Here is a 25,537-nt window from a genome sequence, read left to right as displayed (position 1 = left end):
ACATTGTACGTTAGTAACGATAGTTTACCCTCATCTATCTCTCTTAATTCACTCGTATAAGAGATCAATGCGCTTTAAAATTTCATAAATCATTAATATCCAGTTTCTATTAAGAAAATATGAGATATCTATTTTCGTGGAAACAAACATCTAAGTATATGATAAGAATAGCTTTTTTTGCGGAGATATTGTTTGAAGAGCATGATGGAGCTGCTCGCACCATGTTTCAAATTATCAATAGAATAGACCATGATCGCTTTTCTTTCTTTTTTATTTATGGACAAGGTCCCAAGGAAATTGTCGGGCATCGTTCTATTCGTGTTCCCACCCTCAATATGGGGGTAAATAAAGATTATAGTGTTAGCTTACCTGCATTAATAAGAGGGCGGATTAAGCAAGAATTGGATAATTTTCAACCGCATGTTATCCATATTGCGACTCCTTCTTTCTTGGGTTTTTTTGCTTTACGTTATGCACGATCTCGAAACATTCCGGTCATCAGTCTTTATCATACCAATTTCCTTTCCTACATACCTTATTATTTCCGCAAGGTTCCTACACTTATCAAGCCGGTACAACGTTGGATGACATCCGCTATGCGTCGATTTTACAATCATTGTGATACAGTATATATACCTTCTTGTGCGATGAAGAAGCAGCTGGAAGGTCTAGGTGTACAAAAAGAGAAATTGATCTTATGGCAGCGTGGTATTGATTTAAGGCTTTTCAATCCACAAAAAAGAGACATGGCGTACATACAAGATATAACGGGAAATGATAGACCGAATATTTTATTTGCTAGTAGGCTTGTATGGGAAAAGAATATACAAACGTTGATTGATATCTATAAACGGCTTCGGGAAACACAGCTATCACATAATTTTATTGTAGCGGGTGATGGACCGGCTGGAGAGGAAATGAAACGGCAAATGCCTGAAGCCATTTTTATGGGTAAGTTGCCTCACACCAAGCTTGCAAAATTGTATGCTTCATCTGATGTTTTTATTTTTCCTTCCATATCTGAAACGTATGGGAATGTCGTGGTGGAGGCGATGGCTTCCGGTTTACCCTGCGTCATTGCTGATGGCGGAGGAAGTGCAGATTTAGTACGTCATGGACAGACAGGCTATAAATGCTTACCAAAATCAGCGGGGGATTACCTTATCTACATTCGGATGTTACTCGCCGATCCAACATTACATAAATTTATGCATGATACCGGACTCGCTTATGCACAAAAATTGGATTGGAAAAACTTGACAGATCGCTATTTCGAGGAAGTAACACGATTAGCGTTACAACCGAAAGAACGTATGGTTTGGGCAGCATGCTGATGAATAAAAAGGGACTGAAAGTTTTAATTCTTATCTGTATCGTAGTCCCTATAGTTGTATTTATTTTACAGGTTGACTTCATAGCTGTTTTTCAAGAACTTCAGAAAATAGGTGGTAAATTCGTCATTATCCTAGTCGTCACGTTTTTGGCGTATTTGCTCGGTACGATCGGCTGGTGGGTATGTTTAGGTTCACAACGAAATCATCTTTCACTATGGCAACTCTTCGGTATTCGGCAGATAGGCGAAACGGTTGGACTCTATAATCCATCGAGTGTAATAGGAGGGGATATATTAAAGCGTGAAATGTTGAAATCCTATAGAATTTCAGACAATAATGCCGCTGAATCTGTAGTAATATCGCGTGTTACGGCTGTTTTATCACAATTATTACTTTTCATTCTAGCCTTATGCTGGTTACTGGCTACCGTGGGCAACCAGCTTCAGATATTTTGGTTATACGGCATACTCATCTTGACAATCTTGTTGCTTTCGCTAAAAATATTGTTTTTCTATCTGCTAAGCCAAAATCGAATAGAGCAAGTTAGCCGTAATGTCCCGCTTAACTTATGGAAACGTCTAAAGGGAGTGGTCTCTAATTTGGTGGCTCAAACACAATGCTTTTTCAGACACAAGAGCTCACTTTTTTGGTGGTCATATTTTTTTTTCTGTTTACATTGGTTAGTGGGAAGTATGGAATTTTATTTTATTCTTCGTTTTCTAGGTTATGACGTCCAATTGATACAAGGCGTATTGTTAGATATGGGCGTTATCATGATTAAAAGTATAGGTGCATTTATACCTGGGCAAATAGGTATCGAGGAGTTGGGTAATAAAGTGGTATTGGCTGGTATTGGTATCTCCGCTGCCACCGTTTGGGTCACTGTATCTATATTACGCCGTGCACGCCAGTTATGTTGGATTTTGATAGGGGCAATCTGTTATATGCTCGTTCGAAAAACCGATACACTTAAAGTTTTCAAACATGGAAATCCTGTTCGTCAGTCATAAATATCCTCCTACTACAGGAGGAATGGAAAAGCAGAGTTTTGAGTTGATTGAGGGAATGCGAGCCTATGCTACTGTTCGGAAAATTGTCTATACACAAGACGAAAGCTACTTTCAGTTTTTCCGTAAATTGAACGGTCGTATTCTAGCCATGATACATCGATATCCTAAAATAGGCGTTGTACATTTCAACGACGGACTGATAGCAGCGGTTAGTCTTTGGCATGTCGGTTATAGCCATCTACGGAGAGTGGTCACACTTCATGGGCTTGATGTAGTTTTCCCTCTGAAAGTCTATCAACGTTTTATTTTTCCACGATTTAATCGATATGATCATATTGTCGCTGTTAGTACGGCTACGGCTGCTGCCGCTATCCAACGTGGGATAAATTCGGAAAAGATCTCTGTCATTGCGAATGGTATTAGTCATCAGGTGGCGCCGAAAAGCTCTATCGCAGAATGGAAAAAATTTCAACATACGTATCACTTACCAGCCGGAAAGAAAATCCTAATGACTTTGGGACGTCCGGTTAAACGTAAGGGATTCTCATGGTTTATCCGTGAAGTATTACCTCTTTTACCGGACGATTTCTATTTGGTTATGGCAGGGCCATTTTTTAGAGAAGTCCAGCCAATTGAAAAATGGGTGTCGCGGTTGCCCCAGCGCTGGCGAGACCTCTATATGTTATTTATGGGTTATTCTTCAGACCAAGAGGCATTACGTGAGCTAATATGTAATCCTGCCTATTCGTCGCGGGTGAAACATGTAGGGAACTTGCCTGAAACGGAACTTGGAATACTTTTAAGCCATGTAGAAGCCTTTTTAATGCCCAATATCCAGGTCGAAGGGGATATGGAAGGCTTTGGTTTGGTATGCTTAGAAGCAAGCGCCTCTGGAACAACTGTTTTGGCTGCCGCACTGGAAGGCATTACTGATGCTATACAACATCTTAAAAACGGAATACAGATAGAATCAGAAAATGCCAGTGCTTGGTCGCAAGCTATACAGGAATTATTGAACGACAAAGATAAACTACAGCAGCGTCATGCTTTTAGAACCTATACTTTAACCCATTTTGGTTGGAGGAAAATGGTGAGTGAATACGCAAACCTATTCAGGGAATTGATTATAAAATAAAAAGAGACTGTTTGCAAAAACAGTCTCTTTTAACTTTTTATCTTATCAAACAGTATTAAACGCTCTCTTGGTTTAAATGTTGTTTGTAGATTGCTTTCTTAATCTGGGTACGACGAGTTACTGATTTTTTCTCGTATGCTTGACGAGAACGAAGTTCACGTAATACACCAGTTTTTTCAAATTTCTTCTTGAAACGTTTCAACGCTCTGTCTAAAGATTCTCCTTCTTTTACATTTACGATAATCATGCTTTTAAATACCTCCTTTCGTGCCCTTTTAATTTTTGTGTGTGCAAAGATAGATAAATAATCCATATGTTAAAAGGAATTATTAAAGAAATGTCTACAATGCGAGCCTTTTCACAATTTCTTCCAACGGTTCCTCTTTGCTACACAGTGTAGTACGGAATCCCAATTTTTCTGCTGCTTCCAAATGTTGAGAGCTATCGTCAATGAACAATGTCTCTGTTGGCAAAATATCTGTATCGGCAACTAGATGCTCAAAAATTTCTTTTTCGGGTTTACGTAATCCCATTAGATGCGAATAATAAGCTTTTTCAAAGAACACCGAATTGCTCGGAACACCATATTTTTCCTGAATATACTTCATACAATATGCATAATGGATTTCGTTGTTATTACTTAACAAAAATGTTCTGTACTTTGTTTGTAGGTACTCCAATATTTCATGTTTGCCGTCCGGAACACCAATTAGCAACGCATTCCAAGCATCATCGATCTGTTCGTCTGTTAAGTCCGGTCGGTTCGAACGCGTTCGAATACCATCTCTAAATACAGAAGCAGTAATTTCCCCTCGATCAAAAGCGTCGAATAGGGAGTCTTGAGCGCGATGCCCAAAGAAACTATCTACATTTTTGATACCCAAGGATATAAAAGCTTCGTGTACACGAGCGAAGTCAATCATAAAAATGACATTACCGTAATCGAGTATAATATTTTTAATTTTTTGCATGGAAAATTTTGTTTTCTCCCTGTAAATATCGATAATTGCATCGTCAAAACAGAACAGTAGTTACACTTTTGGCAGATTAATAAAAACGCTGCGCCTATAGCTCAGTTGGTTAGAGTAGAAGACTCATAATCTTTTGGTCCCTGGTTCGAGCCCAGGTGGGCGCACCCAAGTGGGCAAATCCGAATTTTCGAGATTTGCCCTTCTTTTTTTTATATTTAATTCTTTGTTTATCAGGTAGATAAATTGAAAGAGGTCAGTTGTTTCTGCGGTTCGATCTTTTATTTCTTCAAAAGTGAATTTTTTAGGATACATCGAACCAATAATTTTCCTTTTTTGCTCATTGTTTGATTTACAGTACATTACGTCAATTCTCGTCAATGTATGAATTGCGGAATCAACAATTGGTTCGAGGTCCGGTATCTTGGCCATCTTACCATCTAATTCCGAAAGTTCAGCTTCCAATACGTTGATTTTATGTTCGGTTTCCGCTTTAATGGTTTTATAATCTACAGCGTCTATATCATCAGCCAATAACAATTCACGTGCTTTGGTCAGCTTATTGTACAATTCGGTAATCTGTGCGATATGCTTCTTTTTTGCTTCTCGTCGATGCTGCGAGGAATTGCTATACACATCCAATATTACTACTTTAAAAATCTCAGCAGCCTTTTCGTTTAGGTTATATTCGCTCAATGCCGAAACAAAGGTGTCATTAACTTCTTCAGCCTTTTTTCGATAACCGCAGGCTGAAGAGCAGTGATAATAATGATAATACCCCGATCTACCTTTCGACGCACTTCCTGTCAATATCCTCTCGCATCTGGAACAACCTAAAAATCCCCTAAGAGGAAGCGTATCCATAGAGGTAATTGATGTGTTAAAGGCTCGTTTGCGTCCATCCAGTACATCCTGTACCTGATAAAACAAAGCTTCCGAAATCAATGGCTCATGTAATCCTGGAACCATGTGTCTTTCCTCATCCTTGTATTTTGGTACGACAATCTTTCCACAGTAAACAGGATTTCGTACAACCATTAAAAATGCATTTTTGCAACAGTTCAATCCCTTTTCTCGTGCTTGCTTCCATACCTGTTCTGTAGAGTACCTACCTTGCTTAAGTTCCTTAAACGCCCATTTTATGATCGAAGCTTGTGGTTCTTTTGGGACAATTCGTTTTAGCCCGCCTTCCAATGTGCGGTTTACATAGCCCATAGGTGCAGTTGCCATAAAACGCCCTTCCTTTCTTGCCCTGCGCATCCCATAGAATACATTCAGTGCCCTACGGTCGTTCTCGATTTCGGGAGCTGTTAAATAGATGGCGAGCATCATCTTATTTTCTGGCACTGTCATGTCCAACGGCTGTTCTACGGCCTGCGGTTCTACACCAAGGCTTTTAAGCGTACTGATCACCTGATAGGCATCGGATGCATTCCTACTGAACCTATCCCATTTGGTAAACAGGACAAGATCCGATTTATTTTTGTTTTTACGTAAGAATGTTAGAAGCTTTCTCCACTCGGGTCGATTGAACGTTTTTGCAGAATGATCTTCATAGATCACCTTACGAACAGTGATACCGTTTATTTCACAATATTTTCGCAACACTTCTTCCTGGTTTCGCTGGGAATATCCCTTGTCCGCCTGTTCGTCGGTACTCACGCGAATGTACAGATCTGCGATCAAAATCCTTGCTGTTACATCTCTTTTGTTCATTTCTTAAAGTTCTGATCCACAACTAATTTAGCTAAAAAATACAGGAAATCCAACAACTCTTCTGCTTTTTTTTCTGACATTTCAACACCGCTTTTCTTCAGTATTTCAACAGCTTTTTTAGGGGTAATATTGCGCTTTTCAATCCACATTATGTCTCCTTTTGGGATACAATAATCTCACGAAAAGAAGTGACAAAATCCCATATGGGAAAAATAAAAATGGACGGTAAAAATATCCCATATGGGAAAATGCGATCAGCATGTTTGCCAACTTTGGATACAGTAAAGCAAACAGCAAAACCATGAAAGCAAGCAAAAAAGTACCCCATTTGAAAGGCCGTCATTTCAACGGCAGACCCTATCCGAAAATCAGACGTGTCCGACAGGAACCCCGTAAAAAAATCCGACAACTCCTGCGGTCATTTGTCCCGATGAACCGAACAGAAAGCGAGGAACAGGACGAGAAGAAAATTCAGATATGACAACAGCTTTTTATCCAAATTTTTCAAACAATCCATTAATTACAAACCAACGTTCCGAAGCACTTTCGTTAGGTGCTTTACGGCCCACGACGGTGGGCAGCAAGATGTATTTTCGTATACGAAAACATCTTGCCGTCCATACGGCCGGTGACCTCGCTGCGGAACTTGCGAGGTCTGGAACCTTCCAAAAAGATGTATCAAAATGCCAAGAAAAAAGCTTGCGGAAACCGATGAGCTGTTAAGCCATCCCATTATCCTACGCGTTACCGAAACCGTCTTCAAGAGACTTGAAAAAATACAGCGCGAAAGCGATTGCCGGAGTGTCGGCGAGGTTGCGCGTAAGATAATTTCAAAAGAGCGGATCAACTGCTTCCACCGTGACATCTCGATGAACGCACCTATGGAGGAAATGGCACTGATCCGCAAGGAACTCAAGGCCATCGGCATCAACATCAATCAACAGACCCACCGTTTTCATACCAGCCAGAGCGAATCCGAACGTGCGTTCTATGCCATGAAAACAGCAAAGATGTACCAAGAGGTGGGTACAAAGGTCGATGAGCTATTGGCGATCATCTCTAAACTCGCAGAAAAATGGTTGCAAAAATAATCAGCGGAAAGAGTATCCGGGGGATACTCCATTACAACGAGGACAAGGTACAGGAAAAACAGGCGAAACTGATTCTGGCCAGCGGTTTTGCCACGGACATCAATGATCTAAGTCTTGCACAGAAACTGCAACGCTTCCAGAGCCGTACCATGCTCAATGCCCGGGTCAAGACCAACGCCCTGCACATTACGCTCAATTTCGATGCGCAGGACAGACTGGACGATGCAAAGTTACAGCAGATTGCAACCGCCTATATGGAACGCATCGGCTTTGGCGACCAACCTTATTTAGTTTACCGGCATACAGACGCCGCCCACAGCCATATCCACATTGCTACGACCAATATCAAGGCTGACGGCGAACGTATCGACATTCATGGCATCGGACAGACACTATCCGAAACAGCAAGAAAGGCACTCGAAAAGGAATACGGTCTGGTGCCGGCCGAAGGCAGGCAAACCAGCAATACTCTGGGTATCAAGGCCGCCGATATAGAAAAAGCTGTATATGGCAAAACCCTCACCAAAAGAAGCATAACCAATATTGTGAATGCTGTCATCCGCAGTTATGCGTTCACGTCTCTTGCCGAGTTTAATGCGATAATCCAGCAATTCAACGTAACCGCTGACCGTGGCAGGGAACACACAGCCATGTTCCAGAAAAATGGATTGATATACAGCATTATCAATGAGAAAGGCGAACAGGTCGGCATTCCGATCAAGGCCAGTGCTATTTATGGCAACCCGACCTTATCCGGTCTCCAAAAGAAATTTGAACAGGGCAAAGAAAAGCGCAAACCCCATAGGGAATCCCTAAAGTCAACCATTGACAGCCTTTTTAAAAAATACAGATCGATCACCAAAGCCACTTTTATAGCAGAACTGGCAAGGCAAAATATCCACGTAATCTTCAGGCAGAATGAACAGGAACTTACCTACGGAGTGACCTTTATCGACAACAGGCATAAGACGGTTTTTAACGGTAGCGATCTGGGTAAGGCTTACAGTGCAAAAGCCATCATCGAACGTTTTGGCACCACGGACAAAATATTGATCCCGGAAAAGAAAGCCTATCTCAAAACTCCACAGAAGACCAGCTACCTCAAAAAGGAGACAAATGCCAAAAGCTATCTGAAAACACCAACGCAAGCCCCATACATAAAGGGGATGCTGGACAAAACCCACACCGATTACAGTCTGGGCATACCACGCAAAAGGAAAAAAAAGAAACGATTTCCCGAACAGGATCACGGGCAGGAACAAAACATATAACAGTCCCCAATTCAATAATCCCCATCACTTAATACTAAAATCATGCAAACAGGAGAAGATATTCAAGGATTACGCAAGATTGCCGATTTCACCCGTCTTATCAGCCTTTTTATACTTACCATTCATTTTTACCTCAGTTGCTATCCGGCATTCAGCCAGTGGGGATTTACCGCGGAAATTACCGACCGTATTACAGAAAATATTGCCAAAACAGGTCTGTTTGACGGTATCTGGAAACCCAAGCTCGCCGCATTGCTTTGCCTGTTCATTTCCCTGATTGCCGTAAAGGGTAAAAAGGAAGAAAAGATACAACTACGACCCATTATCGCGTACCTGCTCACCGGAATGCTCCTGTATTTTATCAGTAGCGTATGTTTCCTTCTTAAAGCCGAGATTTCCATCGTAACTTTATGTTACATCGCTTTGACCGGTATAGGCTATCTGCTGATTCTTACGGGAGGCACGTTGCTCTCCAGATTGATCAGGAACAGACTAGATAACGACCCGTTCAACACGGATAACGAAACCTTTCCGCAGCAGGAAGAGTTGCTGGAAAATGAATATTCGGTCAACCTACCGATGGTGTACAACCTTAAAGGCAAACGAAGAAAAGGCTGGATCAATAATGTTGCCCCTTTTCGCAGTACGCTCGTGTCAGGTAGCGGTGGAGCGGGCAAGACCTATTTTGTCATCCGCCATGTGATCGACCAGCACATCAGAAAGGGCTTTTCCATGTTCTTATATGATTTTAAGTTTGATGACCTGACGACCATAGCGTACAACAAACTTTTACTGTACCACAGAAACTATCCGGTAAAACCTACTTTTTACATTATCAACTTCGAAGATCTGACACGTACCCATCGCTGTAATCCGCTCGACCCGACCAATATGGACGATATTACAGACGCTACAGAAGCCAGCCGCACGATCATGTTGGGCCTAAACCGCGAGTGGTTAAAGCGAACTGGCGATTTTTTCGTGGAATCCCCAATCAACTTCTTAACGGCAGTCATCTGGTACCTGCGCAGGTATGAAGACGGCAAATACTGCACATTGCCCCATGTTATCGAACTGATGCAGACCGATTACGATAAGCTGTTCGCCATATTGGAAACAGAGGAAGAAATCAAGGGATTGATCAATCCCTTCATTTCGGCCTACCACAACAAGGCGATGGCACAGCTGGAAGGCCAGATTGCATCGGCCAAGATTGGTATGGCCAGGTTATCATCACCTCAATTGTACTACGTGCTTTCGGGTAACGATTTTACGTTAGATATCAATAACCCCAAAGCACCGAAGATTGTCTGCATGGGTAACAATCCGCAGAAGATACAGACCTATGGAGCCGTCTTATCTCTATATGTAAACCGTCTGTTGAAGCTGGTCAACAAGAAAGATAAGCTCAAATCCAGTCTGGTGTTTGATGAATTTCCGACCTTGACGGTAGACATCATCCCCACGATTTCCACTGGCAGAAGTAATCGGATTGCTGTTACCTTGGGTATTCAGTCAGTAGATCAGTTAAAGAAAGACTACGGCGGAGACCATGCAGACGTGATATCCGGGATTTCGGGGAATATTATCAGCGGACAGGTCACCGGTGACAGCGCAAAGAAGCTTGCTGAAACTTTCGGTAAGATCGTGCAGGACAGGCAGAGCATGAGTATCAGTAGTAGCGATACATCCATTTCCAAGTCCACACAAATGGACTATGCTATTCCCGCATCCAAGATTGCGACCCTGTCATCCGGCGAATTTGTTGGCATAGTGGCTGATACGCCCGACCAGCCGATCAAATTGAAAATGTTCCATTGTGAGATACAGAACGACCATGCGGGCATCAAAGCAGAAGAAGACGGCTATAAATCCATCCCTGTAATCGAGCCTGTCACAAAGGAGGACATACAGGAAAATTATAAAAAGATAAAACGTGAAGTGGAGGAACTTATCAATAGAGAACTGACTTTGATCAATGCCCAACATATTTGGGAAGAATCGTCCTTAAAAACGGACGAACACGCAATACCATCTAAAGAAAACGATGGACATACCGTGTCGATGTAAAGAGATAGAGTTTTGCTATATTTCTTTTGCTGTTTATATCCTTTTTAACGATATAAACTGGATAGGGATTTTAGAGGGAAGTTGCAGAAAGTCAACCTCATCGAAGATTATCGGGTTATATTAAACGTCAAGGATATATTCTTGTTTTTGATTTTTAATAAAAATTTGTCACCTGTTTGGACAAATTACGCATGACGTCTGTTTTAATAAATTAAAGTAAGAAGACAGAGCGACGAACTGGCTTTTGCTATAATTATAAACCAAGTATAAATGAGAAAAAATAAGATTTCCTTTCTAAACGACGGCAACGGTTACAATCAGCCGATGATAATGCTAATTGCTTTATTTTTTATGTGGGGGTTTGTAACCTGTATGAATGATATTTTGATTCCACATTTCAAAGCCCTTTTCCAATTAAGTTATTTTGAAGCAATGTTAGTCCAGTTTTCTTTTTTTGGAGCCTACTTTATCGGATCACTTGCCTATTTTGTCATCTCTTATGTTTATAAGGACCCGATTAATGTGATCGGATACAAAGGAGGAATTCTATTGGGACTTTCGCTGTCTGCGGCGGGCTGTTTTTTGTTCTATCCGGCGGCCAGCATCGGTATATACGGGATTTTTCTTTTTGGCTTGTTTGTATTGGGACTGGGCTTTACACTTCTACAGATTTCCGCAAACGCTTACGTTACGCTACTTGGAAGCACTGCCGGTGCATCCAGCAGGCTCAATTTGGCTCAGGGATTTAACTCTTTGGGAACGACTTTAGCTCCCATTTTAGGAGGGTACCTGATGTTTGAATTATTTACAGGTACCACGGTAGACGCGTCTGGATCTACAGGGATTTCCTATATCCTCTTTGGTCTGTTGTTTTTACTATTTGCCACAAAAATTTATTTCACCAAACTGCCCGAATTTAAGTCGACCTCACCCATAGAAAGAGGATTGGGGGCTTTGGCTTTTCCCCAACTGAGAGCAGGTATTTTTGGTATTTTTTTTTATGTTGGAGCCGAAGTGGCTATCGGCAGTTTTATAATTAGTTTTATCAATGAGCCCGATGTGCTCGGAGCTGGAGAATATATCGGTAAAAATTATTTGGCACTATACTGGGGAGGAGCCATGATCGGACGATTTGCGGGTGCTATTTGGCTCAATGGAAAGATCGGAGTAGCACGACGGATCGTTTTTATGATTGCCGCTATGGCCTCCGTATTTTTGCTCATTTATACTTTGGTGGATATCCCATTTGGTGAAGTTGCATATTTCCTACTGTTCATGTTGGCAAATTGTTTGATCTTCATGTTGTCAGGGTCATATTCTGCGCGAGTTCTGATGTTTTTTGCACTGGCCAATATAGCTTTGATTTGCTGTACCATCTTTGGACAGGGAGCTTGGTCACTATGGTCGTTGATCGCTGTAGGGTTATTTAATTCCGTGATGTGGTCCAACGTATTTACATTGGGTATACACGGTTTGGGTAAACATACAGGACAGGGGGCATCGCTGTTGGTGATGGGAATTTTGGGAGGAGCCCTTGTACCGATCATGCAAGGATTGTTGGCAGATGTCGTGGGACTAAGACAATCTTTCTGGATTCCGGGCTTGTGTTATGTTTATGTGGCTGTTTATGGAAGTATGTTTATTGGTAAAAAGAAGATTGTATCGGATTTAGCGGTTAGAGGACACTAATGGCTTTTATTTCAATGATTTTGTCTCTATTGTTTGGCCATAAATGTGTAATTTAGTGTTGTTCTTTACAGTCTAAGGAGGGGTAGAGTTTTTTATATGGATGATGCATTGTTAAAACGTTTAAATCAGGGAGAAGAGCCTGCGTTTGATTATTTCTTTCATCGCTTTTTTCCGTTGATGGTTACTTTTGCAAGGCGATTCGTTGTCGATGAAGTTCTCGCTGAAGAAATTGTGCAGGACGTATTTTACAAGGTTTGGGAAAGAAGAGACAGCTTCACAGACGTTCAAGCCCTAAAAGCCTTTTTGTACATCTCCACAAAAAATGCGTCATACAACGAGATTAGCAAACTCCAAAATCGTCACAAACATCAAACGGCATATGCATCAGAAAAAGCGATGGCCGAGGAGCCCATTTTACAAGATATCGTCCGAATAGAAGTCTGCGCATCCCTTTCCACCGCAATCCGCTCATTGCCTGAACAATGCCAGAAAATTATCCAATTATTGTTCGAGGAGGAAAAGAAGCCTATGGAGATTGCTGATGAATTGGGGATCTCCGTCAGTACTATCAACAGTCAAAAAGCCAGGGGCTTGATGCTTTTAAGGCAACGTCTTGAGGGAAAGGATCTGGATCTATTGTTGCTCTTGATCGCTATGGATTATTGGCAGTTCTGATCCATACTGTAAACTTTTTGAAAAAAATCTTTCTTTTCTTTGGACATAATCCGATCATATCTGTTTCTACTTATATAGAGGATGGAAGCTACATAGGTAGTGAATTACAATAACCAGTCATGAACGATAAACACTTGCACCACATATTTACTATTGTGTCGCTTATTGAAAAGCACATGGACGGCACGTTGACTGCTGAAGAACAAAAAAATCTTTTTGAGTGGCTATCTGAACCTGCCAACAAAGCTTTGCTTAACGATGTTCTGCAACCAGGTTCCCTGGAGAAGTTTGAAGAATCCTACCAATCTATAGATACCCTTGCTGCTCTTACACGCTTTAAGAAGCGCTATGAATTGAAACAAAGAGGAAAAACGGTATCGATCTTTAAATGGGTAGCTTCTATCGCATCTCTCATCGCTATAGTCTGGACATTTGGATGGCTTATGTACGAGAGAAAGGACTCACCAACGGAACTTGGCAAGATTGAATACACTTCGTTGTCCCATGACATAGAGGCTGGCGGCAATCGTGCACTACTTACTTTGGCAGACGGTCGCACTATAAGTCTTAGCGAAGGACAGGAAGGGATATTAATTAAAAATGGAGAGATCACTTACCAAGATGGGTTGACAGAAGTGATGGAGCTCTCTGACAATGATGTCGAAGAGTTCGTGTTAACGACGCCAAGGGGAGGTACGTATGCCGTTACGTTGCCTGACGGGACCAAAGTGAGGCTTAATGCCGGATCCACATTAAAATATCCAAGCAGATTTGTAAACGATGAACGATTTGTCGAATTATCGGGAGAAGCATATTTCGATGTGGCAAAAGTAGAAAAACCTCGATCAAATAATAGAGAGCCAGTACAAATAATCCCATTTAAGGTGAAGACAAAGGGACAATTGGTAGAGGTTCTGGGAACCGAATTTAACATTTGCGGATATGATGATGAGTCTGATGTTCGTACAACTTTAGTCGAAGGCTCTGTTCGTTTGCGTTCAGCGGACAACTATGTTTCGTCAGTTGTGTTGAAACCCGGTCAGCAAGGTATCGTTCGAGATGATAATACCGAGATTTCAGTCCGACCGGTCGATACTGAGATCTACACTGCATGGAAAGATGGCTTCTTTTATTTTAACAATATGCCGGTTTATGATCTGATGAAGCAGGTGGAAAAATGGTACGATGTGGAAGTGGAATATAAAGCAAGTATCCCGAAAGAAACTTTTAGCGGAAAGATCAAGCGAAGTACGTCTCTTATGGGGCTATTGGAAATTCTTCAGGTTTCTACAATCGCTGTGAAGTTGCAAGACAAAAAATTGATAGTGTACTAAATACGATAAAATAAAATACAACCAAATTATAAACTAATTAAAATCAATGATATGGATATAAAGATATAACGACATAATGGAAAAGGGAAGTGCGGCTAACACTTCCCCATAGTTCCGCTAACCAAAATAAAATTTGTTAACAAAACACTTGATAATTATAAAACTAATGAAAAGAAATCATTTTTTCTTCATTTTGGGGGGAAATATACCAGCTATATATAGTAACCATCAACTGAAACGCATTATGAAGCTAATCTTTTTCTTGTCGATTATTCTCTGTGTGCATGTAAGTGCTTCCACGAAAGCGCAGACAATAACGTTAGACTCAGAAAATGAGCGAATGGATCAGGTATTCAAAAAAATCGAAAGACAAACCGAATTTGTCGTAGTTTATAACGATCGTTTTTTGAAACCCTCCAAACTTGTTTCGATCAAGGTTCAAAATGAACCTTTGTCTAAAGTCTTAGAGCAACTGTTGCATCCATTGTCACTGACCTACCAGATAACCGAGAACAACATCGTGATAAAACCATTGGCTCAGCATGCAAATACGACCAACAAGGAACCGACCGTCGATCAACAACAGGTCATTACCGGGCAAATTAAGGATAACAAGGGAGTGGTTCTTCAGGGAGTGACGATCAGTGTGAAAGGCTCTTCAGCGACGGCAGTATCGGATGCAAGTGGGAATTATCGTCTTCGATTTTCCGGCAGTTCTGGTACACTTGTTTTTTCCATGTTGGGATACAAAACAATAGAGCAGGAAATAGAAGGGCAAACCAGTGTCAACATAACATTAGAACAGCTAACCCTAGAGTTGGATGAAGTCGTGGCGGTGGGATACGGCACAGTTCGTAGAAGAGACCTAACCGGATCGGTGGGTTCTGTCAGCGGTTCGGACTTAAAAGATATTCCGGTCACTTCCGCAGCAGAAGCTATTACTGGACGTATTGCGGGTGTGCAGATTACTAAATCTGAAGGCTCACCGGATGCCGATTTCAAGATTCGGGTTCGAGGTGGTGGATCCTTAACGCAGGACAATTCCCCTCTTTACATATTGGACGGGTTTCCGATAGACAATATCAATGATATATCACCTACCGATATTGCTTCGGTTGACGTGTTGAGAGATGCCTCCGCAACGGCCATTTATGGTGCACGTGGTGCAAATGGTGTTATTTTGATCACCACAAAAGTCGGTACAGAAGGAAGAGGCAGAGTTGCCTATAACAATTTTCTCGGGGTCAAACATATTACCAAGACTTTAGATGTCCTTGATCCCTATGAGTACGTGTTTTGGCAATATGAGGTTGATCAGGTTTCTACTCAAGTGTCTTCATTCGAGCGCTTCTACGGCTCTTTTCAGGACATTGACCTCTACAAGCAGATGACCGCCATCGATTGGCAAGACCGGGTGTTCGGCCGAACAGGTACAAGTGGCTTTCACAATCTGGCTTTTTCCGGAGGACAAAGGGGAACACGCTATAACATCAGCTTGACCCGTAATGATGATGAGGAGATCATGTTGGAATCAGGCTCTGCACGGACAAACCTAAATGTACGCACGACCAACAAGATCAATGATTGGCTGTCGGTAGATCTTAATATGATGCTTTCGGATCAAGCTATTAGAGGAGCTGGCACATCTGCCAATGGCCGTCTGCCACATGTGGTTCAATATCGACCTGTACATGGTTTATCAGAGTATATTGACCCGGACTTGGCTGATCCCGGAGATTTTGAAGTATCCACGTTGTATAATCGTGACCCGGTTAAACAGACGCAAGATGACTACCGGCGCTCCAAACGTTTAAACTTTAACTTCAATGGAGCCGCAAACATACAGTTGAGCAAAAATTTACGCTATAGGTTTGAGTATGGCAATATATATAGGGAAATGACCAACCAAAACTTCTATGGATTAAATACAATCAATGTAAATGAGTACGGCGGCCTTCCTTTTTCTCGGATTGCAAAGACAAATTCACAGCGTTATAGGTTGGCAAATGTACTTACATATAATAAGCGGAACATCCATTCCGGAGGAAATCTAACAGCAACTTTGGGACAGGAGCTTGTATCTGAAAAGGCAACATCAATCACCGATGTTTCCCGGTATTTTCCGATGTACATCGATCCGGTGTCAGCTTTGAGCATGATGCAGTTGGGTACGCCAGATCCTACACTGACATTCGACAATCCAGCTGACAAGGTAGCTTCATTTTTTGGTCGTGCGAATTATGACTATCTCGGCAGATACCTCCTCTCAGCGACACTTCGGGCTGATGGATCGAGTAAATTTGCCGAAGGCAACCAGTGGGGATATTTTCCATCGGTTGCACTGGCTTGGCGCATCAATGACGAGGCGTTTATGTTCCGGACAGAAGAATGGCTTAGTGATCTTAAATTGAGAGTGAGCTATGGCCAATCGGGCAATAATAGGATCACGGATAATGCCTGGCGAAAGACCTTTACCGTGAATACGGGTAATATATTCATGTCAGGCGATGAAAGCACTCGTACACCTTTTTTGACACCTGACGGAGTACTTTCAAATCCCAGACTACGGTGGGAAACTACTGAAACAAGAAATATAGGCCTAGATTTTGGACTATTCAAGCAGCGTTTTACGGGTTCGGTAGAAGTCTACAAAAACACTACACGAGATCTGCTGATATCAGCCACTATCCCTTCCAGCACCGGTTATACCAATCAATGGCAGAATATTGGACAAACGTCCAATAGAGGGTTGGAATTGACATTGAGTAGCAAGATCGTTGATAAACAAGATTTTAGCTTATCGGCGTCCGCTAACATAGCGTTTAACAGGAACAGGATTGACAAACTTGGCGAAGCAAAGGAATGGGAACAGATTAGTATGTGGTATGGCTGGGTGGGAACCGGAACCATCGCAGGCGATTATCTGGTCCGGGAAGGAGGCCAGATCGGTGAAATGTACGGTTATGTGACGGATGGCATGTATTCATTTGATGATTTTAACTACGACCCAACGGCTACAAACTTCCGTCAGCACTATACGCTGAAAGACGGTATACCGTCCAATCAGGATCTTTTAGGATTGAGTCAGTCAATGTTTTGGCCGGGAGCGCTGAGGTTCAAGAACCTGAACGACGACGCGATCATAGGTCCGGACGATAGAACTGTGATTGGAAATGCAAATCCTAAACACACAGGCGGTATCAACTTTACGGCACAATATAAAGGCGTGGATGTATCGGCGTTTTTCAACTGGGTGTACGGCAATGATATCTACAATGCCAATAAGATATTTTTTACCAGCCAACCGTTTGGCTATCGTTACAGGAACCTACTGGGTATAATGGGCTCCGAAGACCGGTTCACGTACTACAACCAAGAGACTGGCGCACTGGTCAGTGATCCGGCTGCATTGGCAGAAATGAACAAAGACGCTAAGCTGTGGTCTCCCGGAATGGGTACCATGCAGCTCCATTCCTGGGCTATTGAGGATGGATCATTTCTTCGGTTAAATACCCTTACGGTAGGATATTCATTTCCTTCCAGAGTTTTGAACAAGCTGAAGTTAAGTCAGTTGCGTTTATATGCTTCAGGATATAATCTTTGGACATGGACCAATTATTCTGGATATGACCCCGAAGTGGATGTGGCGCGCCGTACGCCATTGACCCCTGGTGTGGACTGGAGTGCTTACCCCAGAAGCAGAACATATAACGTGGGTATAAATGTTGGATTTTAAATTATGACAATGATGAAAAGAAATATAGTATTTGGAATTTGTTTTCTGGTCTTTGGAATTTTTACAGCCTGTAAGGATTACTTAAAGACTGAATCCAATTCAATATTCACGGAAGAAAATTCCTTTTCGAATGTAGATTTTGCGGAGAAGGTGGTAAACGGTGCTTATGATAACCTGGCTTCTGTACAATTATTTGGATCTTTTTTCCTTTGGTACAATGCTGACTCCGATTTAGAATTTGTAGTCGCTGCAAATAATGGCGGTACGTTTAACATTGCCCATTATGATGCCAATCCGGGAATTGCCAATATGAGTACATGGTGGAATCTACTCTACTCCTCCATAGAAAGGGCAAATATCTGTATAGACAATCTGCCGAAGAGCCCGATATGGGAGGGTGAACATGCTGCACAGGCACGACGGATCTATGGAGAAGCTGTTACGCTACGGGCACTATGCTATTTTGAGCTGATCAAGATCTTTGGTGATGTACCGTTCAAAGTAACGTCCACTCAGGCAGAAGACGATTATTACCTTCCGAAGACCGATCGGGATGAAATTTACGAATTTCTGATTCAAGATCTTAAAGATGCCGAGAATTATCTCCCCTGGATGCGTGAGACCGGCACGGCGGAAAGAGTAAACAGAGGTTTCCTCAAAGGATTACGCGCCAGAATGGCTTTAGCGTATGCCGGATATTCGCTCCGCAACAAGACCCTTGAAACTCGGAGAGGCCGTCATTGGGAAGACTACTACCAAATTGCTAATCTGGAGTGCAAAGAACTGATAGATAGCTACGAACACAATCTAAACCCAAGTTTCGAGAATGTCTTTAGAACTCTGCACGCATACTCTCAAGATGTTGCAAATAAAGAAGTCATGTTCGAGATTGCGTTTGGTCGGTTGATAAGTGGTCGTATTGGCTATGATATCGGAATGCTTTTCGGGTTTACTGTCCCATCAGCCAAATATGGGCGTGGCGTAGGCACTATCCGAACCTCTCCTTACTACTATTATTCCTTCGACAGAGAGGATACTCGTAGAGATGTTTCTGTGGAGCTATATACTTATGGTCTATCGGGATTTGCCGATGTACAACGCTTAATTTCCGGTGGGGGTACGGAATTTCGTCCTACAAAATGGCGAAAGTCTTGGATCAGCCCGGCAATGGGAGGGGAAAATCAGACGGCGCAATATACCGGTGTAAACTGGCCGATCATGCGCTATGCGGATATTCTCCTGATGTATGCTGAAACTGAAAACGAAATCAACGAAGGACCAACGCCAGAGGCCAAAGCCGCACTTTCAAAGGTAAGAGAAAGAGCTTTTGAATCTGACCTGTGGCCAACCAAGGTGACTGCTTATATAGAGAGTGTGTCTGGAAGCAAAGAAGATTTTTTTGAGGCTATCGTAGATGAACGTGCGTGGGAATTTGGCGGGGAGATGTTGCGCAAGACGGATCTCGTAAGATGGAACCTATTGGGGCCAAAAATTAGGGAAATGAAGGAAGAAAGCCATAAGATCATAAACGATGATCCCAAATACGTTGATTTGGTGCCGAATTATATATTCTGGCAGACAGGAAGCGACGGCGAAACCATTGATATCCTCAATCCGGACTACCGCCTACCAGGTACAGCGGTTCCCGGTTATACACGTGCCAATTGGCTTCCATTAATGTCGGCTTCGGCCAAGACGGCATTCACAAATAGTATGAATAATGTCGCCCACGGCTACGATGAAACCAAAAACAATCATCTCCATCCGATCAATGTCAATATCATCACGGCGAGCAATGGTGTATTGGAAAATGATCAGATACCTTAATGGGATAATTAGCACACTAGTTTTAAACTGATGGTTATTTTTTAAAAAATTATAAGTTATGAGATTGATAAGAAATAAATGCAACACTTTACTTGTTGTACTGGGAATATTCTTTTTAGGAGCTATGCTTTCCTGTGAAAAGCATAATCTCGAAGATCCGGAAAACACCACGGAACGCTTGTTCCGTCCACCTAGCTTTGAGGCAAGCGTCAATACCAATGAGGTAACATTGTCTTGGATACCCATTGCAGATGCTACCTATTTGCTGGAAGTCAGCAAAGATAATCTTCTGTTCGAAACGGAACTCCAGCAGATAGAGTTAGGCGAGGTCAGTACATACGTACTTACCGATTTGTGGAGCTCGACCCGCTATTCAGCACGGATCAAAGCTGTCAGCAAAAATCCTGCTGTCAAGGATTCAGAGTTTATTGCTATTACATTTCAGACAGGTGTTGAGAACATATTTTTTACGCCTGATGAAGCAGATATAGCCGAGACTTCAGTTTTACTGAGCTGGGATAGCGGCAAAGACGTAGATCGAATCACTGTTTCTGCTTCGGGAGCAGCCACGCGTACGATTTCCCTTTCTTCCTCTGAAATTGAAAATGGACAGGTGCTCGTTGAGGAATTAACCCCAGCAACGGCGTATACGTTCCGGATATATAAGGGGGAGATGTTGAGGGGAACGCTAAACGTAGAAGTCGGTGCATTGGCTTTGGCTGCTCCAGTATTTATAAACTTCGGAATGGACAATACCGCTACCGGATGGAATAATCTGACCCACATCCCCAATCCACATCCTCATGCAAATGGAACGATTTCCGACCTCGTTGACGAGACAGGAGCCCCGACGGGAGTTAGTTTCGTATACGCTACGGGATTTGGAGCCTCTGGCGCGCGTTTTACTAACGGACCAACTGGGACAAGTATAACGGGCTTTGAGATGCCAAATGTTGTTTCACAGCAAGGATTTTACGGGGTTGATGCCGGTGGAGGTATGGCGGTGTTTAGGCTGGAAAAGCTACGCAACGGGCAGGCTTATGATGTATGTTTCTTTTCGGGATATCCGGGTGGAAGCGGTCGTGAGACGAAATATACCGTAACAGGAACTAACGAAGTCTCCACTTCTTTGGACGCTACAAATAACACTTCTCAGATAGCGTGCGCAAGTGCTGTTTATCCGGATGCCGACGGCAACATCACCATTACACTTCGGAAGGGAGATAATAACACGACTTCAAACGGCTTCTATTGTATCAATGCGATGCGACTAACCTTATCAGATTAATAGAGGAATATGACAAAATCAGAAAAACAATGATAATGCGAAAATTAAATCTTATGAAAAGTAACTTAAAAGCTAGAAGAAACTTAATCACAGTTGGTTTGAAATCAGCGTGGATGATCTTGATAATCATTGTCTATACCGCTACGTACGCTGTTGCAGGGATATTCAACCCGAATTTATCGGAAAAGAGTGATGGACAGGTTGGAGCAACAAATTTGACCAATCCTATATTTGTCAACTTTGGGGTAGATAACACTGAGGCCGGTTGGAATAATCTGACCCATATTATGCATCCTGCACCTCACCCCCGTGGTACTATTTCAAACCTCATCGATAAGGAGGGAAATAAAACCGGAATTTCATTGGTGTATGTCACGGCATTCAATAAGGTGAGATACATCAACGGTGCCACAGGAACAAATATAAAGGGCTTTGAAATGCCCAATGCCGTTTCTGGTCAAGGATTTTATAGCTATGGTCAAGAGGCAGTATTTAGGTTAGAAGGGTTGACCAACGGTCAAAAATATGATCTGGCCTTCTTTGCTTCCATCGAGGCAAAAGGCAATCGTGAAACCAAATATACTGTTAAAGGTTCAAATGAAGTCGTGGCTCTTTTGAACCCTTCAAATAACAGTTCGGAAACGGTTTCTGCCAATGGAGTGAAGCCTGATGCAAATGGCCATATCACGATCACCATCACAAAAGGAGAAAACAACAACAATCTCAACGATTTCTACTGTATCAATGCCTTGAGATTGAGCCAGTCAAAATAAAAGAGCATATATACAGAATTGGATAATAATGTGGGCCCGCCGATAGTAAGATATAGGTGTGGTGGGAAACTATTCTCTACTAAAACAAGATGTTATGAAACGATTTTTAATAAAAGGAAAAATTGCTACGGTATTGGCATGTATAGTACTCGCCTGTTCCGGAGAAGTGTACAAAAAGGAATTAGAGATATATAGTGGAATCGATACGCTCGATTATCCCGAGGTACGTATCTTTCCAGAAAGGATGAAACAGAAAATCATCTCTATTGGAGGAAATTATCCCCAGGCCAACTACACGACACAAGCTTGGGATTTAGTGGGGAAAAACACCATTCAACAGTTCAAGCCGACCCATGTCCGGGTAGCATTGCCATTACAGTTCTATGGAGTACCGTATGAAAACTACAAGGGTGAAAAAATCCTTGAGCAGGCGCGCGTAATTTCTCTGCTTGAGGCTATGAGGGACATGAAGGAAGATTATGGAGTAGTCAACTTCACGGTTTCGGTATGGCGTGTGGCTGACGAGCTCGTTGAAAATCCACAAGACCAAAACAAACGACGTATCAAAGCGGATAAATATGGCGAGGTAATCGACATGATCGAAGCTTTTTTGTTGGAGGCTAAAAATAACTATGGTGTAGAGGCAGATTATTTCTCTTTCAACGAATCGAATGGTGGATATATGACGCTGTTCAGTGCGGAAGAGTCGATTGTCTTTATCAAAATGGCCGGGGAGCGGTTTGAAAATTCAGGTTTGAAAACTATATTCCTTTGGGGCGATACATCTTCCACAAAGACCACTGTGCCATTTGCTTCTGCCATCGCAGCCGATCCGGACGTTGTTAAATATCTGGGACCGTTGAGTTTTCACAGCTGGTGGTCAGAGACCGAACCCAATTCTATCTTTGAAGAGGTGGCGAATCTGGCTGCGACATATAACCGACCTGTTTGGTGTACCGAGCTTGGCCATGACGCACTTGCCCACCAGACACCGGGATACAATCTGAATTGGGATTATGCTTGGCGCTTTGCGAAAATATCGCATAGGGTTTTTAGGTATTCCAATACCGAAGTGTCCCAATTTTGGACATGGCAGAGAAACTATGAGATCATGTCGGCCGATACCCTGACCAAGTACCCTGTTTATTACTTGACAAGGCACCAGACAGATTTTCTAAACAAGGTGCAATTGGTCGAGGCTGAGAGTTCAGATGAGGATATTTGGCCGCTGGCCGGTTTCAACGAAGACAACAAGCTGGTTTTGCAATTGATCAATCTGAAATCTGAGCCGGTAGCGATACGACTTCCAAATGTTTCTGGAACCACGGCGTATAAGGTGACTTCTATAGAGAGTAATTTATGGGATGAAGGGGATGTAGCATTCGCTCCTGGACCCAATGGCATTTACTTGAATTTAAAACCGCAGTCCGTAAATACGGTAGTATTTAGGTGACGAATAACTCGCAAGTATATATTTAAAAAATCATGAAAAGACTTTTGAAAAAGGGAAAATATGCCCTTTTATTGGCTGGCCTATGGCTTTCCGGTTCTGGGCATTTCTGTTCTGTAATGGCAAAGGCGTTCACAGACACAAGCTCAAATAATCCGGTAGTAACCGTTCTGCCGGATAGTAAAAGGCAGAAAATCATTTCTATCGGAGGGAATTATCCACAGGCCAATTACAAAGGAGATGCCTGGGATCTCGTTGGAGAAAAGACTTTAGAGGAATTTAAGCCTACCCATGTGCGTGTTGCCATTCCGCTACAGTTTAAGGGTGTAGATTACAATATCTACAAAGGCAAAAGGATTCTCAAACAGAATGCGGTTATTACGTTGGTAAAGGCCATGAGAAGAATGAAGGAAAGGTACGGCGTAGTCAGCTTTACTTTGTCGGTCTGGCGTGTGCCCGATGAACTGGTCGAAAATCCAGAAGCCTACAATAAGCGAAGGATAAAACCGGAACACTATTCGGAAGTCATCGATATGATCGAAGCTTTCCTGGTGCAGATGAAAAAACATGGCATCGATGTAGATTATTTTTCCTTCAACGAATCCAATGGCGGCTATATGACCCTGTTTACACCTGAAGAGACGATCGAGTTTATAAAAATGGCCGGGCCAAGGTTCAAAAAGGCCGGACTGAAAACGATTTTTTTGTGGGGAGACACTTCTTCGACAAAACCTACTGTTGGCTTTGCGACTGCAATCGCCGCAGACCCGGAAATTGTAGAATATCTCGGTCCGTTGAGCTTTCACAGTTGGTGGTCCGAAAACCTCCCAGATTCAGAATTTGAACGCATTGCCGAGTTGGCAAAAAAATGGAACCGCCCGGTGTGGTGTACGGAATTGGGACACGACGCCGTTGCGCATAAAACGAAAGACTACAACAAAAATTGGGATTACGCATTTCGTTTTGCCAAGATATCCCATCGTGTGTTTCGGTATTCGAAGTCAGAAGTTTCGATGTTCTGGACATGGCAAAGCAACTATGAGATCATGTCGGCCGACACTCAGACGAAATATCCGGTGTACTATATTACTAGACATCAAACTGATTTCTGGAACAAGGTACAGGTTGTGGACGCGCAGGCTTCCGACCCTGATATCATGCCTCTTGCAGGATTCAACGAGGAGGGCAAACTGGTTCTGCAACTGGTCAATTTAAAGAACGAACCGGTGGTAGTGAGATTGCAAAATCTTCCTGATACCGTAGCACGAATGGTCACTTCTACCGAAAGAAAACTGTGGGAAGACAAAAAGATCACCCTTAATGACGGTGGTATAGAACTACAGGCACAGTCTGTAAATACACTGGCTTTTTGATATTAACGAGATAAACGATGTTACAGGAAAAAGAGAGAGAATCAACGTCACAGACCGCTCTGGTCACAGGTGCAGGACAGGGAATAGGACGTGCATTGGCTTTGAGTCTGGCGGCACGGGGTTACGTTGTCTTCGTCAACGATGTGGGTGCAGGAAGAGCGGATCAAGTCGTTGCCGAAGTGTTACGTGCAGGTGGCGAGGCATATTCTAAATATGCCGATATTTCTGACAGTGTGGCTGTAAATAATATGGTCGATGGAATAATCAAGGAGTTTGGCCATATCGACATTTTGGTCAACAATGCGAGGGCAGAGCCTCCCCGACCCGAAAGCTTGCCTCATGAGGAATGGTGGGACCGCATTTTTGCAGTCAACCTAAAGGGTGCTTACCTGTGTTCGATGGCCTGTTTTGAAAATATGAAAGAACAAGGTTTCGGCCGTATAGTCAATATCTCATCTATACAGGCGTACGCAGGTAAGGCAGAGGATGACTGGATCGCCTATAGTAGCGCAAAATCGGGTCTGCAGGGATTGACCCGTTCTTTGGCAAAACGAGGTATGACATCGGGAATCACCGTCAATATTGTTGCTCCCGATTATATAGAGACTGAAGTGATGGAGAAACGTTGGGGAAGAGTGAAGATGGCGCAATATGCACAATCCGTGCCTATGGGTCGTGGCGGGAAACCAGACGATGTAGTGAAGGCCGTATTGTTTCTTGTCGATTCTGGTTTCATCACAGGTGAGACCATCTTCGTCAATGGTGGCAGATTTGTACTATCGTGATATACCACGAGA

At 42.6% G+C, this 25,537-nt stretch carries 22 protein-coding genes and 1 tRNA gene; 19 read left to right on the top strand and 4 right to left on the bottom strand.

Annotation, left to right across the window (positions count from 1 at the left end; all coding sequences use genetic code 11):
• The first annotated feature begins 158 nt into the window (after positions 1-158).
• Genes H8B21_RS12315 through H8B21_RS12305 form a run of 3 tightly spaced genes read left to right on the top strand, consistent with a single transcriptional unit; the run spans position 159 to position 3,479 of the window.
• Entirely contained in the window at positions 159-1,334 is a 1,176-nt protein-coding gene (locus H8B21_RS12315) for a glycosyltransferase family 4 protein (protein ID WP_190314093.1), read from the top strand.
• Complete coding sequence (locus H8B21_RS12310) at positions 1,328-2,344, top strand: lysylphosphatidylglycerol synthase transmembrane domain-containing protein (protein ID WP_190314092.1); 1,017 nt, start codon at positions 1,328-1,330, stop codon at positions 2,342-2,344. The genes H8B21_RS12315 and H8B21_RS12310 overlap by 7 nt, the downstream gene beginning before the upstream one ends.
• Positions 2,319-3,479: a glycosyltransferase family 4 protein gene (locus tag H8B21_RS12305; protein WP_190314091.1), complete on the top strand. Its 1,161-nt coding sequence runs from the start codon at positions 2,319-2,321 to the stop codon at positions 3,477-3,479. Before H8B21_RS12310 ends, H8B21_RS12305 begins: the two co-directional genes overlap by 26 nt.
• Positions 3,480-3,534: 55 nt before the next feature.
• On the opposite strand, the gene rpsU is transcribed toward H8B21_RS12305, so the two are convergent.
• Together rpsU and H8B21_RS12295 are read right to left on the bottom strand one after the other, a co-directional pair.
• The gene (rpsU, locus tag H8B21_RS12300; protein ID WP_105722868.1) at positions 3,535-3,726 is read right to left on the bottom strand and encodes a 30S ribosomal protein S21; all 192 of its coding nucleotides are present in this window, start codon (positions 3,724-3,726) and stop codon (positions 3,535-3,537) included.
• Between the two features lie 94 nt (positions 3,727-3,820).
• A complete protein-coding gene (locus tag H8B21_RS12295) occupies positions 3,821-4,450 on the bottom strand; it encodes an HAD family hydrolase (protein WP_190314090.1) in 630 nt (209 codons plus the stop codon).
• 90 nt (positions 4,451-4,540) lie between these two features.
• Here H8B21_RS12295 and H8B21_RS12290 point away from each other — a divergent pair.
• A tRNA-Ile gene (locus H8B21_RS12290) sits at positions 4,541-4,614 on the top strand.
• On the opposite strand, the gene H8B21_RS12285 is transcribed toward H8B21_RS12290, so the two are convergent.
• Positions 4,574-6,163: a recombinase family protein gene (locus H8B21_RS12285; protein WP_223815080.1), complete on the bottom strand. Its 1,590-nt coding sequence runs from the start codon at positions 6,161-6,163 to the stop codon at positions 4,574-4,576. The genes H8B21_RS12290 and H8B21_RS12285 overlap by 41 nt on opposite strands.
• The gene (locus H8B21_RS12280; RefSeq protein WP_190314089.1) at positions 6,160-6,312 is read right to left on the bottom strand and encodes a hypothetical protein; all 153 of its coding nucleotides are present in this window, start codon (positions 6,310-6,312) and stop codon (positions 6,160-6,162) included. The genes H8B21_RS12285 and H8B21_RS12280 overlap by 4 nt, the downstream gene beginning before the upstream one ends.
• 152 nt (positions 6,313-6,464) lie before the next feature.
• Here H8B21_RS12280 and H8B21_RS12275 point away from each other — a divergent pair, with 152 nt between their 5' ends.
• The 15 genes from H8B21_RS12275 to H8B21_RS12205 all read left to right on the top strand — a co-directional run bounded on the left by H8B21_RS12275 (position 6,465) and on the right by H8B21_RS12205 (position 25,525).
• Positions 6,465-6,644: a hypothetical protein gene (locus H8B21_RS12275; protein ID WP_190314088.1), complete on the top strand. Its 180-nt coding sequence runs from the start codon at positions 6,465-6,467 to the stop codon at positions 6,642-6,644.
• Positions 6,641-6,886, top strand: coding sequence for a hypothetical protein (locus tag H8B21_RS12270; protein WP_190314087.1), 246 nt, complete (start codon positions 6,641-6,643; stop codon positions 6,884-6,886). The genes H8B21_RS12275 and H8B21_RS12270 overlap by 4 nt, the downstream gene beginning before the upstream one ends.
• Positions 6,847-7,254 (top strand): mobilization protein, encoded by a 408-nt coding sequence (locus H8B21_RS12265; RefSeq protein WP_190314086.1) that lies wholly within the window; start codon positions 6,847-6,849, stop codon positions 7,252-7,254. Before H8B21_RS12270 ends, H8B21_RS12265 begins: the two co-directional genes overlap by 40 nt.
• On the top strand, positions 7,239-8,525 hold the full coding sequence (locus H8B21_RS12260; RefSeq protein WP_190314085.1) for a relaxase/mobilization nuclease domain-containing protein: 1,287 nt from the start codon (positions 7,239-7,241) through the stop codon (positions 8,523-8,525). Before H8B21_RS12265 ends, H8B21_RS12260 begins: the two co-directional genes overlap by 16 nt.
• A gap of 42 nt (positions 8,526-8,567) precedes the next feature.
• Positions 8,568-10,595 (top strand): conjugal transfer protein MobC, encoded by a 2,028-nt coding sequence (gene mobC / locus H8B21_RS12255; protein ID WP_190314084.1) that lies wholly within the window; start codon positions 8,568-8,570, stop codon positions 10,593-10,595.
• 270 nt (positions 10,596-10,865) lie between these two features.
• Positions 10,866-12,284, top strand: a complete 1,419-nt coding sequence (locus tag H8B21_RS12250) for a sugar MFS transporter (RefSeq protein ID WP_223815006.1) — start codon at positions 10,866-10,868, stop codon at positions 12,282-12,284.
• A gap of 96 nt (positions 12,285-12,380) precedes the next feature.
• Entirely contained in the window at positions 12,381-12,959 is a 579-nt protein-coding gene (locus tag H8B21_RS12245; RefSeq protein ID WP_190314083.1) for an RNA polymerase sigma-70 factor, read from the top strand.
• Positions 12,960-13,078: 119 nt separating this feature from the next.
• The gene (locus tag H8B21_RS12240) at positions 13,079-14,293 is read left to right on the top strand and encodes a FecR family protein (RefSeq protein ID WP_190314082.1); all 1,215 of its coding nucleotides are present in this window, start codon (positions 13,079-13,081) and stop codon (positions 14,291-14,293) included.
• 166 nt (positions 14,294-14,459) lie between these two features.
• Positions 14,460-18,029, top strand: coding sequence for a TonB-dependent receptor (locus H8B21_RS12235; protein WP_190314081.1), 3,570 nt, complete (start codon positions 14,460-14,462; stop codon positions 18,027-18,029).
• A 9-nt stretch (positions 18,030-18,038) separates the two neighbouring features.
• Complete coding sequence (locus H8B21_RS12230) at positions 18,039-19,856, top strand: RagB/SusD family nutrient uptake outer membrane protein (RefSeq protein ID WP_190314080.1); 1,818 nt, start codon at positions 18,039-18,041, stop codon at positions 19,854-19,856.
• Positions 19,857-19,914: 58 nt separating this feature from the next.
• Entirely contained in the window at positions 19,915-21,144 is a 1,230-nt protein-coding gene (locus tag H8B21_RS12225) for a fibronectin type III domain-containing protein (RefSeq protein WP_190314079.1), read from the top strand.
• 53 nt (positions 21,145-21,197) lie between these two features.
• Positions 21,198-21,917 (top strand): hypothetical protein, encoded by a 720-nt coding sequence (locus H8B21_RS12220; protein WP_190314078.1) that lies wholly within the window; start codon positions 21,198-21,200, stop codon positions 21,915-21,917.
• A gap of 94 nt (positions 21,918-22,011) precedes the next feature.
• A complete protein-coding gene (locus H8B21_RS12215; protein WP_190314077.1) occupies positions 22,012-23,370 on the top strand; it encodes a glycoside hydrolase in 1,359 nt (452 codons plus the stop codon).
• Between the two features lie 32 nt (positions 23,371-23,402).
• Positions 23,403-24,740, top strand: coding sequence for a glycoside hydrolase (locus H8B21_RS12210; protein WP_190314076.1), 1,338 nt, complete (start codon positions 23,403-23,405; stop codon positions 24,738-24,740).
• Between the two features lie 17 nt (positions 24,741-24,757).
• The gene (locus H8B21_RS12205; protein ID WP_190314075.1) at positions 24,758-25,525 is read left to right on the top strand and encodes an SDR family NAD(P)-dependent oxidoreductase; all 768 of its coding nucleotides are present in this window, start codon (positions 24,758-24,760) and stop codon (positions 25,523-25,525) included.
• The last annotated feature ends 12 nt before the right edge of the window (positions 25,526-25,537 follow it).

The sequence above is a fragment of the Sphingobacterium chuzhouense genome (assembly GCF_014692525.1).
In the GTDB taxonomy this organism is placed as follows: domain Bacteria; phylum Bacteroidota; class Bacteroidia; order Sphingobacteriales; family Sphingobacteriaceae; genus Sphingobacterium; species Sphingobacterium chuzhouense.
The sequence above is the reverse complement of the archived record's forward strand: the minus strand, read 5'-3'. Positions and strand labels throughout refer to the sequence as shown.